The organism is Nocardioides nematodiphilus, assembly GCF_020216525.1.
GTDB lineage: Bacteria > Actinomycetota > Actinomycetes > Propionibacteriales > Nocardioidaceae > Nocardioides > Nocardioides nematodiphilus.
In genome coordinates this window covers 342,864-356,833 of the sequence record NZ_JAIWOY010000004.1, presented here as the reverse complement: position 1 = coordinate 356,833, position 13,970 = coordinate 342,864, and the positions used below count along the sequence as shown (strand labels likewise).

Below are 13,970 nucleotides of genomic sequence, written 5' to 3'. Positions count from 1 at the left end.
GATAAGGTCGACACATGTCGGCCTCACCTATCAGCCCGGACGAGCATCGCCAGCGGATCCTGGACGCCATCGAGCCGATGGCGTCGTTCCCGCAGCCGCTGATGGACGCGCTCGGCCTGGCCTGCGCCGCCGACGTGCACGCGCGGGTCTCGCTGCCGGGCTTCGACAACTCCGCGATGGACGGCTACGCCGTCCGCTTCGCCGACGTCGACGGCGCGAGCGGCCCCGAGCCCGTCGTGCTGCCGGTCGTCGGCGAGATCGGCGCCGGCACCGCGCGGGTGCACGCGCTCGCCCCCGGCACAGCGGTCAAGATCATGACCGGCGCCCCGGTCCCGGCGGGCGCCGACACGATCGTCCCGTACGAGGCCACCGACCGTGGCGTCAGCCAGGTGCGGATCAGCGAGGCGCCACACGCGGCGGGCGCGTACGTGCGTCGTACGGGCGAGGACGTCGCCGACGGCGACCTGGTCGTCGCCGAGGGGACCGTGCTCAGCCCCCGCCACCTCGGCCTGCTCGCCGCCACCGGCCATGCCGCGGTGTCGACCCGCCCCCGTCCCCGGGTCGTGGTCATCTCCACCGGCACCGAGCTGCGCGAGCCCGGCCAGCCGCTGGGCCACGACTCGATCTACGACAGCAACTCCTACCTGCTCGCGGCCGCGGCCCGTACGGCCGGCGCGATCGCGTTCCGGGTCGGGATCGTCCCCGACGACCCGCACGGCTTCACGACCGCGCTGCACGACCAGCTCGTCCGTGCCGACCTGGTGATCACCTCCGGCGGCGTCAGCCAGGGCGACTACGACGTGGTCAAGGAGGCGCTCTCGGCCGAGGGCGTGTGGTTCGGGCCGGTCGCGATGCAGCCGGGCAAGCCGCAGGGCTTCGGCCTGGTCGGCGACGAGCGGGTGCCGATCTTCTGCCTGCCGGGCAACCCGGTCTCCTCGTACGTCTCCTTCGAGGCGTTCGTGCTGCCCGCGCTGCGGCGCCTCATGGGCCTGACGCCGGAGGCCCGGCCCACGGTCGGCGCCCGGCTCCGGACCGAGGACGGCGGGCCGCTGCGCTCGCCGGGCGGCCGGCGCCAGTACATGCGGGGGCGCTACGCGGACGGCGTCGTCACGCCGTTCGGCGGGGCCGCCTCGCACATCCTCGGCGGTCTGGCGGGCGCCAACTGCCTGCTCGTGGTCCCCGAGGACGTCACCGAGGTGCAGCCCGGCGCCACCGTCGAGGTCCTTTCGATCGAGGAGTCCTTCTGATGGCCCCCGAGGAGCGAGCGCCGCGGCTGACGCACGTCGACGAGACCGGCGCCGCCCGGATGGTCGACGTCTCGGAGAAGGCCGTCTCCGCCCGCGTCGCGACCGCGTCGGGCCGGGTGCTGGTCTCGCCCGAGGTGATCGGGCTGCTGCGCGGCGAGGGCGTGCCCAAGGGTGATGCGCTCGCCGTCGCCCGGATCGCCGGGATCATGGGCGCCAAGAAGACCCCCGACCTCATCCCGCTGTGCCACCCGCTGGCCATCTCCGGTGTGAAGGTCGAGCTCGCGGTCGCCGACGACGCCGTCGAGATCCACGCGACCGTGAAGACCACCGACCGCACCGGCGTCGAGATGGAGGCGCTCACCGCCGTCACGGTCGCCGCTCTCACCGTGATCGACATGGTCAAGGCCGTCGACAAGGCCGCCACCATCACCGACGTGCGGGTCGAGACCAAGAGCGGCGGCAAGTCGGGGGAGTGGCGTAGGTGAGTGCGCAGGAGGGCCTGCTCGGCGCAGTGGTGGTGGCCTCCAACCGCGCGGCCGCCGGCGTCTACGAGGACACCACCGGCCCGCTGCTCACCGCCTTCCTCGACGAGCTCGGCTTCGCCGTGGGTGATCCCGTCGTCGTACCGGACGGGGAGCCCGTGGGCGCCGCGATCGGTGCGCACATCGCGGCCGGGGCGCGGGTGGTCCTGACCACCGGCGGCACGGGACTCACGCCGACCGACCTGACCCCCGAGGTCACCCGCCCCCTGCTCGATCGCGAGATCCCGGGCATCGCCGAGGCGATCCGGGCCGCCGGCGTGGCCAAGGGCGTCCCGACCGCGATGCTCTCGCGCGGCCTCGCGGGGCTGGCCGGTGAGTGCCTGGTGATCAACCTGCCCGGCTCGCGTGGCGGGGTGAAGGACGCGATCGAGGTGCTGCGGCCCGTCCTCGAGCACGCCGTCGAGCAGTCGGTCGGGAGCGACCACTGATGCGGCTGGGTGCGGCGCCCGCCGATCGGGCGGCGTGGCCCGCGCGACTGGAGGCGACCCTCCCCGACGGCGGTCGCCTGGTCGTGCGTGCGCTCTCGCGGCGCGACGGGCCCGCGTGGCACGAGGCCAGGCAGCGCTCGGCGGCCTGGCTGCACCCGTGGGACGCGACCGTCCCGCCCGGGGGCGACCTGCGCCCGACCACGTTCCCCGCGCTCGTGCGCCGTCTGCACCGGGCCGCGCGCGCCGGCACGACGTACCCGTTCGCGATCGAGATCGACGGCCGCTTCGCCGGGCAGGTGACGGTCAACAACATCGTGCGGGGGTCGGCGCAGTTCGCGTCGATCGGCTACTGGATCGCACACGACCTCGCAGGCCGCGGCGCGATGCCCCGCGCGGTGGCGCTGGTGATCGACCACTGCTTCACCGTCGCCGGGCTGCACCGGATCGAGGTCTGCATCCGCCCGGAGAACTCCAACTCGCTGCGGGTCGTGGAGAAGCTCGGCATCGGCGAGGTCGGCTACGCGCCGCGCTTCCTCCACATCGACGGCGCCTGGCGCGACCACCGCATCTATGCGATCACGGTGGAGGAGTGTCCCGGCGGACTGCTCGCGCGACTCGAGGGTGAGGATCGATGAAATCCCAGAAGTCACAGAAGTCCTTTTGCGACACACCTGTAGACATGCGCCCCACCCTGCGCTAGCGCTCCTAACCTTCACTACGTGAGCTCGCTGATCTTCGTCGCCGTCGCCGTGGCGTGGGCCGTCTACCTCGTCCCCAAGGCGCTCGAGCATCATGACGAGAGTCTGCGCTCGCGCACGGTGGCGACGTTCTCCCACACGATGCGGGTGCTGGCGCGCCGCGAGGCTGCCTCCAGCCGGACGACCACCCTGGTCCCCGGCACGCCCGCCCGGGTGGGCCAGGAGCGAGCCGAGCGAGCCCCGGACGTCCCGGCGCAGAAGTCGCGCAGCGCGGCCCGCCGCCGTCGCAACGTACTTCTCACGATCCTCCTGCTCAACGCGGGCGTCGCCGTCGCTGCGGGTCTGGGCTACGTCGGCTGGGCCGTCCAGGCTGCGCCCGTCACGCTGCTGGTGGCCTGGCTGGTCGCCTGCCGCCTGATGGTCCGCCGCGAGCGCTCGGTGCGCCGCATGACCCCGGTCCGCCCGTACGCCGCCGCGCCGGTCCTCGAGACCGAGTACGACGTCGAGCCGCTCGACGCCAGCGCCGAGATCGTCGTCGGGGACGTCCTCGACGACGACACGCAGAGCGTCCCCGTCGTCGCCGCCGAGATAGCGGGCAGCTGGGACCCGGTCAACGTGCCGCTCCCGACCTACGTGTCCAAGCCGCCGGCCGCCCGTCGTACGGTCCGCACCATCGACCTGGACTCCACCGGCGTGTGGAGCTCGGGCCGCAGCGAGATCGACAGCGCCCTGGTCGCCGAGGCCGACGCGGCCGCGCGCGAGGCGAAGGCCGCCGAGAGCGAGAAGCGCCGCGCGACCGGCTCCTGAGGGGCCCTGATTTCACCTCGTTCCGCGGCCGATGCTAATGTTGCGGAGCACTCGCGGGGGTATGGCGCAGCTGGTAGCGCGTCTCGTTCGCAATGAGAAGGCCAGGGGTTCGAATCCCCTTACCTCCACCGAGGAGAGCCGGATCCGCAAGGATCCGGCTCTCGTGCATTTCCCCGGGAAGTCACCCCGTTTGGACTGTGCCGCAGGTGGGCACGATGACCCTCGCTGAGGCCGATGGAGCCCCGACCGTCAGGGAGTGTCATGCGTAGGTTGTCGCTAGGGATGTCGGGTCTCGCGATCGCACTGGCCGTCGCCGCGCCGGCGCCCGTCTCGGCGGCGACGCAGACCGTCACGGTCGTCTCCGGGCACGCGCTCGTCGGTGCCAGTCCGCGCTTCGTGAAGCTCTCGTGCGCGCTCGACGGACCGCTCGCCGCCGCGAACGCCAAGCTGACCTACCAGGCCAGCTCGCTCCCCGGGCACAGCGGCAAGGTGGCGCATCTGGTGCCACCCGCGGATGCGATGCACGGTTACGGCGTCGTGGTGTCGACCCCCATCTCGGGCCTGACCGGGCTCAGCGTGATGACCTCCGGCAACCACGGCATGGGGCTGCCGGTCGTGCAGTACCCGACGACGGGCGGCGCGACGATGGTGGGCGCGCTCGCGACCGGCAACGCCGGATACGGCTGGACGACGGTGAGGGGCCTCGACCAGAGCCTGAACTGGATCCGGTACGCCCACGGCGTGGCCTCGATGCAGGGATCGGCCGCGCTCAGCACGATCGCGGCGCGCTTCCCCGCTACGGGGCCCGGCCTGGCCGGCTTCGTCTTCGGCTGCGACGTCTCGAACCACGACTTCGAGCTGGACGACCTCGTGGTGGGCACCTCGCGGGGCGCCCGGGTCTACGACTTCGAGACCGCCACCGTCGCCACCCGGCTCCAGATCTCCTCGCGGCACAAGGTCCGGGTCGGGAAGCGGGTGACGCTGCGTGGCTCGCTGTCGCCCGCGGCGGCCGGCATCCCGGTCGGGATCTACACCGTGGCGCACCACAAGCGGCACCTGATGCGCGTGGTCCGGACCAGCGGCGCGGGCCGATTCTCGACGCGGGCGTCGTTCAAGCACCCGGGGAAGGTGGTCTGGTCGGCGATCGTGCAGCCCGGCCAGCGCTGGGTGTCGGGAGCCTCCGGCAGCCGCACGATCAAGGTCCGGCCCAAGCCGCGCCCGAAGCCGAAGCCCGCACCCGTCCATCACCCGGTCAGCCCGCCGTCCTCCGGCTCCTCGGGCTCGACGGGGTCCTCGGGCTCCTCCGGTTCCTCGGGGCCGACGCCGCCGCCGAGCGGGTGCACGGCGGTCATCTGCAGTGGGTAGCGCGCGATGAGCGGCCTGCCGGAGGTGGGGGAGCGCTACGGGCGCTACCAGATCAGCCGACTGATCGGCGAGGACGGCGGGGGTGTCGTCTACGAGGCGACGGACACGATGCTGCGCCGCTCCGTGGCGCTCACCGTGGCGGGACACGACCGCCGCGAGGCGTTCGGCCGCGAATCGGCGCTCCGCGCCGGGATCCGTTCGCGCCACGTGGTGACGGTCCTCGATCACGGCACCATCGACGACACCGCCTACCGCACGACCGAGCACTTCCCGGACGGTGATCTCGCGACCCGGCTCAGGACCCACGGGCCGATGCCGCGTACGGACGCGCTCGCTGTGACCTCGCAGATCTCGGCGGCGCTCGCCGACGTCCACGCCACCGGCGTCGTGCACGCGGGCCTGGCCCCCGAGACCATCCTGCTGCGCACCGACGCCGCCGGCCCTTCCCCGCACCTCAGCGACTTCAGCAGCGCGGTGCCGGGGCGCGACGACGACCGCTCCGACCAGCACGCCGTCGGTGTGTTGCTGTGGACCTGCCTCACCGGCTCGGCTCCGGCCGCGGCCGAGCCCGTACCCCAACTCCCGGCCACCTCGGCGGAGGACCGGGCGATCAACGGCCTGCTCCTGCGGCTGCTCTCCCCAGATCCTGAGGATCGCTTCGCCAGCATGGGCGAGCTTCGCGCAGCCGTCGACCGGGTGGCCACTCGCGGCGTCAGCCTGACCGCCGCGCCGTCGGTGACGCTGCCCGTCGCCCCGGTCGTGGCCGGGGAGACCGTACGAGCCGAGCCGACGCTGTTCCGCTCGGCGGAGGCCCTGGGGGCTGAAGCCGAAGCCCTCGGGCCGAATGTGCCGACGCCGAGTGAGCCGGAGGCGCTTGCGTCTCCTGCGCCGGCGGTCGCGCCCGCGCTCCCGTCCGTCGCCGCGGCGCCGCCTGCACCTCCCAAGAGGCGCCTGCCGACATCTCGTGAGCCGGCGGGGCGCTGGCCCTGGTGGGTCGTGGCCGCGGTGGCGCTCGTGCTGATCCTCGGCGGCGCGGCCTACGGCCTCACCCGCGGAGACGGCGATGCCGACCCGCGGGCGGCCTCGGCGTCACCCACGCCGACGGCGGCGGGCAGCCCCACGCCGTCGCGCACCTCCACGCCGACCCCCACGCCCTCGGCCGCTGTCCCGTCGGCACCGTCGAAGCCCAAGCCGAAGCCGGCGATCGGCACGCTCGCCCGCTCCGACGCCGCGTGCAGCGGGACGGCGGGCGACTACCAGAAGTGGGCGTACGCGCTCACCGGCTTCACGCCGGGCCGCACCCTCCACCCGCAACTGGCGATCCGCTCCGACCACGGCAACGGCGAGACCACCGGCAAGCCGGTGACGGTGGGGCCGAAGGGCCGGGGGACCGGCGACTTCTGCGTCCCCACCGGCACCCACGGCACCGTCACCATCACCGTCGCCGGCACGACCGCCGAGCGTCACATCGGCTGACGGCGTAGGAACGCGGCCGAGGCCTACGGTGCCAAGCGCCCCGTCGCACCCGCGGAGACAGGTGAGAAAGTCGGCGGCCGGCCGGCGGCGAGGCCCACTTTCTCACCTGTTCGCAGCGAGGTCGCGGCTCAGAGCCCCATCTGCTTGGCGATGATCATCTTCATCACCTCGGAGGTGCCGCCGTAGATCCGGTTGACCCGGCTGTCGGCGTAGAGGCGGGCGATCGGGTACTCGTTCATGTAGCCGTAGCCGCCGTGCAGCTGCAGGCAGCGGTCGATGACCTCGGCGGCGGCCTCGGTGCAGAAGAGCTTGGCCGAGGCGGCCTCCGGAGCGGTCAGCTCGCCGGCGTCGAGCGCCTCCAGCGCCCGGTCCGAGACGGCCTGCATCGCGTCGACCTTCGCCTGGCACGCGGCCAGCTCGAACTTGGTGTTCTGGAAGGACGCCACCGCCTGGCCGAAGACCTGGCGCTCCTGGGTGTACTTCTGCGCGAACCACACCGCCGCCTGGGCCTGGGCGTACGCGCCGACCGCGATGCCGAGTCGCTCCTGCGGGAGGTTCTGGCCGAGGTAGGAGAAGCCCTTGTTCTCCTCGCCGAGCAGGTCCTCCACCGGCACCACCACGTCGTTGAACGCGAGCTCGGCGGTGTCGGAGGTGCGCAGGCCGATCTTGTCGAGCTTGCGACCGACGGTGTAGCCCTCGGCCTTGGTGTCGACGACCAGCAGCGAGATGCCGTACCGGCGATCGGTCTCGAGCGCCGGGGCGGTCCGGGCGCAGACGATGACGCGGTCGGCGTGGTAGCCGCCGGTGATGAAGGTCTTGGCGCCGTTGAGGATGTAGTGGGTGCCGTCGTCGGACAGACGGGCGCTGGTGCGCATGCCGGCCAGGTCGGAGCCGGTGCCGGGCTCGGTCATCGCGATCGCGAACATCATCGAGCCGTCGACGAAGCCCGGCATCCAGCGCTGGAGCTGCTCCGGGGTGCCGAGCTTGAGCAGGTACGGGAGGCAGAGCGCGACGTGCACGCTCGAGCCGCCGAAGTTGACCCCGGCGCGGGCGCACTCCTCGGACTGGATGGCCGCGTACTTGAACGAGTCGATGCCGGCGCCGCCGTACTCCTCGGGCACCTCGATCCCGAAGACGCCGAGCTCGGCCAGCTTGTAGTAGAAGTCGCGTGGGACCAGCCCGTCGTCGAACCACTCCTGGTAGTGGGGCACGACCTCGGCCTCGATGAAGGCGCGAAGGGTCTTGCGGAAGGCCTCGTGGTCCTCGTTGAACACAGTGCGTCGCATGGCGCCCAGTGTTGCATCCCGTCTTAACGCCCCGCCGGTGTTATTGCGAGCGGTTTGCAATAAGGTGGCGGCATGAGCAGCCCGGTGTCGCCCCTCGCGAGGTTCCGAGCGAGTCTGAGCGCCGCGGACAAGCGCTCGCTGTGGGCGATGGGCACGATCGTGGTCGGCCTGCACCTGGTCGGTTTCGGCATCCTCTTCGGCCTGGTCGCACCGCAGCACTACCGGCTCGGCGGGGACCACCCGGTCTTCACCGTCGGCGTCGGGATCCTGGCGTACACGTTCGGCCTGCGGCACGCCTTCGATGCCGACCACATCGCCGCGATCGACAACACCACCCGCAAGCTGGTCGCCGAGCGCGGTGAGCGCAAGCCGCTGAGCGTCGGCTTCTGGTTCTCCCTGGGCCACTCCACGATCGTCTTCGTGCTGTCGTTCCTGCTGGCCATCGGCGTCAAGGCGCTGGTCGGGCCGGTCGAGGACGACAGCTCCCGGCTGCACACCATCACCGGTGTGATCGGCCCGAGCGTGTCCGGGGTCTTCCTGTGGGTGCTCGGCATCCTCAACCTCGTCACCCTGCTCGGCATCCTGCGCGTCTTCCGCGACCTGCGCCGCGGCCGCTTCGATGAGGCCGAGCTCGAGCGCCGCCTCGACGAGCGGGGCTTCATGAACCGCTTCCTCGGCGGTCTCACCAAGGCCGTGCGCAAGCCGTGGCACATCTACCCGATCGGCGTCCTGTTCGGGCTGGGCTTCGACACCGCCACCGAGGTCGGCCTGCTCGTCCTGGCCGGGGGAGCCGCCGCCTTCGCGCTGCCGTTCTACGCCATCCTGGTGCTGCCGGTCCTCTTCGCGGCGGCGATGGCGCTGGCCGACACCGTCGACGGCGTCTTCATGAACTTCGCCTACGGGTGGGCCAACGCCCAGCCCGTACGGAAGGTCTTCTACAACCTCACCATCACCTCGATCTCGGTCGCGGTCGCCCTGGTGATCGGCACCATCGAGCTGGTCGGCGTCGCCGCCGAGGAGTGGGACATCAACGGCGGCCCGCTGGCCGCGATCGCGTCGGTGCCGCTCGACTACGCGGGCTACGCGATCGTCGCGCTCTTCATCGCCGCGTGGGCCGTCGCCATCACGGTCTGGAAGGTCGGCCGGATCGAGGAGCGCTGGAGCCTCCCCGAGTCCTCCCCGTCCTGAGTCAGGCCTGCTTCGCGCGCTGCCGCGCGACCAGCGTCGCCACCGCGCGCCAGCCGAGCATCGTCAGCGTCAGGAAGATGATCGCGACGATCACGAAGCCGGTGGCCACCCCGCGGCCGGTGGCCATCCGGATGCCCATCCCGACGGCGTACGTGAAGCCGAGGATGCCCAGGCCGGCCGGGAAGACCCTCCAGGACGTGAGCTCGCGCTGCTGCGCCCACAGGTGACCCGCGAGCATCGCGAGCGCGTACGGCCAGGCGATCACCAGGATCACCCACCACGTCGCGGAGTCGTCGTGGGCCGACTTGCCGCCGGCGGCGAACGCCAGCACGCACACCAGGTCGGCGAGGATCGCCCAGAGGCGGGCGCGGTCGGACGTCGTGGGCATCAGATCCACCTCGAGAACCAGATCCGGGAGAGCCACTGCCCGTGGGTCAGCAGCTCATTGGTGTAGATCGGCCAGAACCAGGCGAAGTTCGCCAGCACCAGCAGGAAGAACGCGCCCGAGACGATCACGCCCACGGTCCGTTGGGGTGAGGAGACCCTGGCGGTGCCCATCATCCGGCCCATGCAGAGCACGATCGCGAGCACGGTGAACGGGATCATCGAGATCGCGTAGTAGCTGAAGATCGGCCGGTCGGCGTACTGCAGCCACGGCAGCCAGGTCGACAGCGCGCCCACCACCGCGACGCCGTAGCGCCAGTCCCGCGCGCCGACCCACAGGATCAGCGCGGCGATCAGGGCGAGCGCGCCGCCCCACCACAGGACCGGGGTGCCGAGCAGCAGCACCTGCCGCAGGCAGGTGTCGCCGGTCGGGGCCTGGCACGTTTCGCCGTCGCTGACCGCGCCGGGCTTGATGCCGGTGTCGGCGGCGACCCCGACGGGGCGGTTGAGCAGCGGCCAGGCGGCCGGATGCGAGGCGTACGTGTGGGTGGCGCAGTTGAGGAAGTGGGTGTGGAACGTGAAGACGTCCTGGTGGTAGTACCAGAGCGAGCGCAGGGGCACGGTGACCCGGTCGAGCCCGGTCGGCATCGGCGTCTTCGCCGTCGCGGCCGTCGGCCACTTCGCGTGCGGGTCGGGGTTGTCCGCGACGAACGTGGTCTTGTTCTTCGGGTCGCAGTGGCCGGAGCCGGTGAACTGCGTGTACTGGGTGGAGGAGAGCGATTCCTCGTACACCCGGTGGTTCATCAGCCACCCGGTCCAGGTGCCGGTGTAGACGATCGCGGCGACCACGACGAGGTGCACGAAGGCGGTGATGCCGTCGGCCAGCAGCGCCTTCGGCATCGACCACAGCACGCCGAACATCCGGCGCGCGCCCGCGCACCACGCGACGTAGAGCAGGCCGAACGCGGCGAGCGGGTAGGCGGCGTCCCACTTGGTGCCGATCGCCAGGCCCCAGGTGATGCCGGCGGCGAGCAGCCACGGGCGGAACAACAGCTTGCGTACGGGACCCCAGGCCCCCGCGCCCACGTACGGGACCTGCGTCGGGGTGAGGCGGGCCATCTTGGCCCGGAGCCAGTCGCGGTCCATCACCATGAAGTGCACCGCGAGCAGGATGAAGAAGGCGCCGAAGATGTCGAGCAGCGCCAGCCGGGACAGCACGAACTCGAGCCCGTCGAAGGCGAGCAGCAGGCCGGCGACCGCGCCGAGCATCGTGGAGCCGGTCATCCGGCGCACCAGCCGGATCAGCACCAGGATCATCAGGGACCCGATCACGGCGGCGGCGATCCGCCAGCCGAACGGGTCCATCCCGAACGCCTTCTCGCCCAGCGCGATCAGCCACTTGCCGACCTCGGGGTGGACGATCATCTCCGCGCCGTCGGGGCTGAAGACCTTCGACGGGTCGGTGGTGCCGGCCAGGATCAGCTTGTCCGCGTCGGTCACCGCGTTGCGCGCGTAGCCGTAGTGCAGCAGCGACCAGCCGTCCTTGGCGTAATAGGTCTCGTCGAAGGCGAACAGGTGCGGGATCCCGAGGTGCCAGATCCGCATCAGGAACGCCATCACCGTGATCGCGATCGAGATCACCCAGCTGATCACCGGGTCCTCGTCGGTGGCGCGGGCGGTGGCCCGCCGCCAGGCCGACGGCACCGGCCGACCCAGTGCCGTGCGCGAGAGCGTGATGAGCTTGGGCTCGGTGCTGTGCTCATTACTGGGGGGCGCGGACGTCACGGTGCTGAACTCTACGATGGGCCCGTGCCCACTCGTGCTGATGCTGGTGACTCCGGCGTGCTGGTCCTCGCCGCGACCCCGATCGGCCGGGTCTCCGACGCCCCGCCGCGACTCTCCGAGGAGCTGGCGACCGCGGACGTGATCGCCGCCGAGGACACCCGCCGCCTCAAGCGGCTCACCACCGACCTGGGCGTCACGATCGCGGGACGGGTGGTCTCCTACTTCGAGGGCAACGAGTCCGGCCGTACGCCGCAGCTGCTCGAGTGGCTGCTCGCCGGCGAGCGGGTGCTGCTGGTGACCGACGCCGGGATGCCGTCGGTCTCCGACCCCGGCTACCGTCTGGTCGCCGCCTGCGTCGAGGCGGGGGTGCACGTCACCGCCGTACCGGGCCCGTCCGCGGTGCTGACCGCGCTCGCCGTGAGCGGCCTGCCGGTCGACCGGTTCTGCTTCGAGGGTTTCCTGCCGCGCAAGTCCGGCGAGCGCTCGCGCCGCCTCGCCTCCTTGGCGGCGGAGGAGCGCACGATGGTCTTCTTCGAGGCGCCCCACCGCACCCTGGTTGCGCTCGAGGCGATGCGCGACGCGTTCGGCCCCGGGCGGCCCGCCGCCGTGTGCCGCGAGCTGACGAAGACCCATGAGGAGGTGCGCCGCGGGGGACTCGGCGAGCTCGTCGAGTGGGCCGGCGAGGGCATCCGCGGCGAGATCACCATCGTCGTCCAGGGCGAAGAGGTCGGTGCCGCTAGCGTGGCGTCCGATCCCGACAGCCTCCGGGCAGCGGTCGCCGAGCTGGAGGCCGAGGGCGTCACCCGCAAGGACGCGATCGTCGAGGTGGCGAAGGCGGCCGGGCTGCCGAAGCGCGAGGTCTACGACGTCGTACACAAGTCTGAGAGCAAGTGAGAGGACCGACGATGGTTGAGCAGGGCCGGATCACCGAGTTCGAGCGCGACGGGCTGATCTTCGACGTCAGCGACACCGGGCCGCTCGACGGTCCGGTCGTGGTGCTGCTGCACGGCTTCCCCGAGCGCAACACCTGCTGGCGCGACGTCGCTCCCCGGCTGCACGAGGCCGGGCTGCGCACCATCGCGCCCGACCAGCGCGGCTACTCGCCGCGCGCGCGGCCGAAGCGGCGCCGGGACTACGTCGTCCAGGAGCTCGCCGCAGACATCGTCGCCCTGATCGAGCGGGTCCGGGAGCAGAACGGCCACGACAAGGTCCACCTGGTCGGCCACGACTGGGGTGCGGTCGTCGGCTGGACGGTCGCCGCCCAGCACCGCGATCTGATCGCCTCGTACACCGCCTTCTCGGTGCCGCACATGGGGGCGTACCTGCGCGCTCTGCGCGGACCACAGGCACTCAAGTCCTGGTACATGGCCATGTTCAACCTCCCCTTCCTGCCCGAGCGGCTCGCCGACGCCGGCGTGATCGCCAAGGTGCTGCGCACCACCGGCATGACGCGCGCCGACGTCGCCCGCTTCCAGACCGAGATCGTCGAGTACGGCGCCCTGCCCGGCGGACTCGGCTACTACCGCGCCCTGCCGTTCTCGCTCGCCGGCCTGCGCGAGGACATGACCGTGCACGTGCCGACCACGATGGTCTGGAGCGACGGCGACACCGCCATCGACCGCCGCGGACCGGAGCAGGCCGGCAGGTACTGCACCGGCCCGTACGAGTACGTCGAGCTGGTCGGCGTCTCGCACTGGATCCCGACCCAGGCGCCCGAGGCGGCCGCCGAGGCGATCCTGGACCGGGTGAACGGGTGACCTTCCCACCTCTTCCGGAGCCGCTGCCGGCGCCGGTCGTCGACAACCACTGCCACATCGACATCGTCCGGGGCGACGACGAGCTCGCCGTCGCGGACGCCCTGGCGAAGGCGGACGCGGTCGGCGTGACCCGGATCGTCCAGATCGGCTGTGACCTGCCCGGCGCCCGCTTCGCCGAGCAGGCCTCGCGGGAGTGGGACAACGTCATCGGCGGGGCCGCGCTGCACCCCAACGAGGCGCCGCTGGTCCCCGACCTGGAGGCAGCGCTGGCCGAGATCGAGCGCCTCGTCACCGCGCACCCCAAGATGCGGGTGGTGGGGGAGACCGGCCTCGACTACTTCCGTACGGGCGAGGAGGGGCGCGGGGTGCAGGCCACGTCGTTCCGCCGTCACATCGATCTGGCCAAGCGGCACGACAAGACGCTCCAGATCCACGACCGTGACGCGCACGACGCGATCCTCGCGGTGCTCGACGACGAGGGTGAGCCGCCGGCGCGCTGGGTGATGCACTGCTTCTCCGGCGACGCGGACTTCGCCCGGCGCTGTCTGGACCGCGGCGCCTACCTGTCGTTCGCCGGGACGGTGACGTTCAAGAACGCCGCCTACCTGCGCGAGGCCCTCGCCGTCACCCCGCGCGACCGGATCCTGGTGGAGACCGATGCGCCGTTCCTCACCCCGCATCCGCACCGCGGTGCGACCAACGCGGCGTACATGGTGCCGACGACGGTGCGCGTGATGGCGGAGGTGCTGGGCGAGGACCTCGAGGCGCTTTGCCTGCAGATCGACCAGAACACGGATCTGGCCTACGGAGCCTGGTAGCTCTGTGACCCGTGTGACTGGTGGGGCGCTTTTCCGAGACACTCGTCACGATTTAACCCGAAGCACCCGTGGGTAAGTTGAGTTTCAGCCTGTTCTGGGGTGCCCTGGATGACTGTCGGCCGGGATCGGTAGAAGATTTCGCCGCCATCGCCAAGGCCCCGCGACCCGGGGCCTTGTTCTCGGGGAGAC

Annotated in this window: 14 protein-coding genes and 1 tRNA gene; 12 read left to right on the top strand and 3 right to left on the bottom strand. The window is 71.7% G+C overall.

The window, feature by feature from the left end; translation table 11 throughout:
• The first annotated feature begins 14 nt into the window (after nt 1-14).
• The 8 genes from glp (at nt 15) to KSO98_RS09780 (ending at nt 6,563) form a co-directional block, all read left to right on the top strand.
• Nucleotides 15-1,247, top strand: coding sequence for a molybdotransferase-like divisome protein Glp (gene glp, locus KSO98_RS09815; protein WP_225285270.1), 1,233 nt, complete (start codon nt 15-17; stop codon nt 1,245-1,247).
• Nucleotides 1,247-1,732 carry a cyclic pyranopterin monophosphate synthase MoaC gene (moaC, locus tag KSO98_RS09810; RefSeq protein ID WP_225285268.1) on the top strand — a complete coding sequence of 162 codons (486 nt, stop codon included), beginning with the start codon at nt 1,247-1,249 and terminating at the stop codon, nt 1,730-1,732. The genes glp and moaC overlap by 1 nt, the downstream gene beginning before the upstream one ends.
• The gene (locus KSO98_RS09805) at nt 1,729-2,217 is read left to right on the top strand and encodes a MogA/MoaB family molybdenum cofactor biosynthesis protein (RefSeq protein WP_225285266.1); all 489 of its coding nucleotides are present in this window, start codon (nt 1,729-1,731) and stop codon (nt 2,215-2,217) included. The genes moaC and KSO98_RS09805 overlap by 4 nt, the downstream gene beginning before the upstream one ends.
• Nucleotides 2,217-2,852: a GNAT family N-acetyltransferase gene (locus KSO98_RS09800; RefSeq protein WP_225285263.1), complete on the top strand. Its 636-nt coding sequence runs from the start codon at nt 2,217-2,219 to the stop codon at nt 2,850-2,852. Before KSO98_RS09805 ends, KSO98_RS09800 begins: the two co-directional genes overlap by 1 nt.
• Nucleotides 2,853-2,936: 84 nt before the next feature.
• Nucleotides 2,937-3,722: a divisome protein SepX/GlpR gene (gene sepX / locus KSO98_RS09795; RefSeq protein WP_225285262.1), complete on the top strand. Its 786-nt coding sequence runs from the start codon at nt 2,937-2,939 to the stop codon at nt 3,720-3,722.
• A 55-nt stretch (nt 3,723-3,777) separates the two neighbouring features.
• Nucleotides 3,778-3,850: transfer RNA gene (locus KSO98_RS09790), tRNA-Ala, on the top strand.
• 154 nt (nt 3,851-4,004) lie between these two features.
• Entirely contained in the window at nt 4,005-5,087 is a 1,083-nt protein-coding gene (locus KSO98_RS09785; protein WP_225285261.1) for a hypothetical protein, read from the top strand.
• A 6-nt stretch (nt 5,088-5,093) separates the two neighbouring features.
• Nucleotides 5,094-6,563, top strand: a complete 1,470-nt coding sequence (locus KSO98_RS09780) for a serine/threonine-protein kinase (RefSeq protein WP_225285259.1) — start codon at nt 5,094-5,096, stop codon at nt 6,561-6,563.
• Between the two features lie 128 nt (nt 6,564-6,691).
• Here the strand turns inward: KSO98_RS09780 and KSO98_RS09775 are convergent, their stop codons facing one another.
• Nucleotides 6,692-7,849 carry an acyl-CoA dehydrogenase family protein gene (locus tag KSO98_RS09775; RefSeq protein ID WP_225285258.1) on the bottom strand — a complete coding sequence of 386 codons (1,158 nt, stop codon included), beginning with the start codon at nt 7,847-7,849 and terminating at the stop codon, nt 6,692-6,694.
• Between the two features lie 72 nt (nt 7,850-7,921).
• Here KSO98_RS09775 and nicT point away from each other — a divergent pair, with 72 nt between their 5' ends.
• Nucleotides 7,922-9,037, top strand: coding sequence for a Nickel transporter NicT (nicT, locus tag KSO98_RS09770; RefSeq protein ID WP_225285257.1), 1,116 nt, complete (start codon nt 7,922-7,924; stop codon nt 9,035-9,037).
• A 1-nt stretch (nt 9,038) separates the two neighbouring features.
• Here nicT and KSO98_RS09765 read toward each other — a convergent pair whose 3' ends face one another.
• Both KSO98_RS09765 and KSO98_RS09760 read right to left on the bottom strand, forming a co-directional pair.
• Nucleotides 9,039-9,425, bottom strand: coding sequence for a DUF3054 domain-containing protein (locus tag KSO98_RS09765; RefSeq protein WP_225285256.1), 387 nt, complete (start codon nt 9,423-9,425; stop codon nt 9,039-9,041).
• Nucleotides 9,425-11,206, bottom strand: a complete 1,782-nt coding sequence (locus KSO98_RS09760) for a dolichyl-phosphate-mannose--protein mannosyltransferase (RefSeq protein ID WP_225285254.1) — start codon at nt 11,204-11,206, stop codon at nt 9,425-9,427. The genes KSO98_RS09765 and KSO98_RS09760 overlap by 1 nt, the downstream gene beginning before the upstream one ends.
• A gap of 24 nt (nt 11,207-11,230) precedes the next feature.
• Here KSO98_RS09760 and rsmI point away from each other — a divergent pair, with 24 nt between their 5' ends.
• From rsmI to KSO98_RS09745, 3 genes are read left to right on the top strand one after another with little or no spacing between them, the layout of a single operon-like run.
• Nucleotides 11,231-12,100, top strand: coding sequence for a 16S rRNA (cytidine(1402)-2'-O)-methyltransferase (gene rsmI, locus KSO98_RS09755; RefSeq protein WP_225285252.1), 870 nt, complete (start codon nt 11,231-11,233; stop codon nt 12,098-12,100).
• Between the two features lie 11 nt (nt 12,101-12,111).
• The gene (locus KSO98_RS09750; protein WP_225285250.1) at nt 12,112-12,963 is read left to right on the top strand and encodes an alpha/beta fold hydrolase; all 852 of its coding nucleotides are present in this window, start codon (nt 12,112-12,114) and stop codon (nt 12,961-12,963) included.
• Nucleotides 12,960-13,781 (top strand): TatD family hydrolase, encoded by an 822-nt coding sequence (locus KSO98_RS09745; RefSeq protein ID WP_225285248.1) that lies wholly within the window; start codon nt 12,960-12,962, stop codon nt 13,779-13,781. Before KSO98_RS09750 ends, KSO98_RS09745 begins: the two co-directional genes overlap by 4 nt.
• Nucleotides 13,782-13,970: the final 189 nt, after the last annotated feature.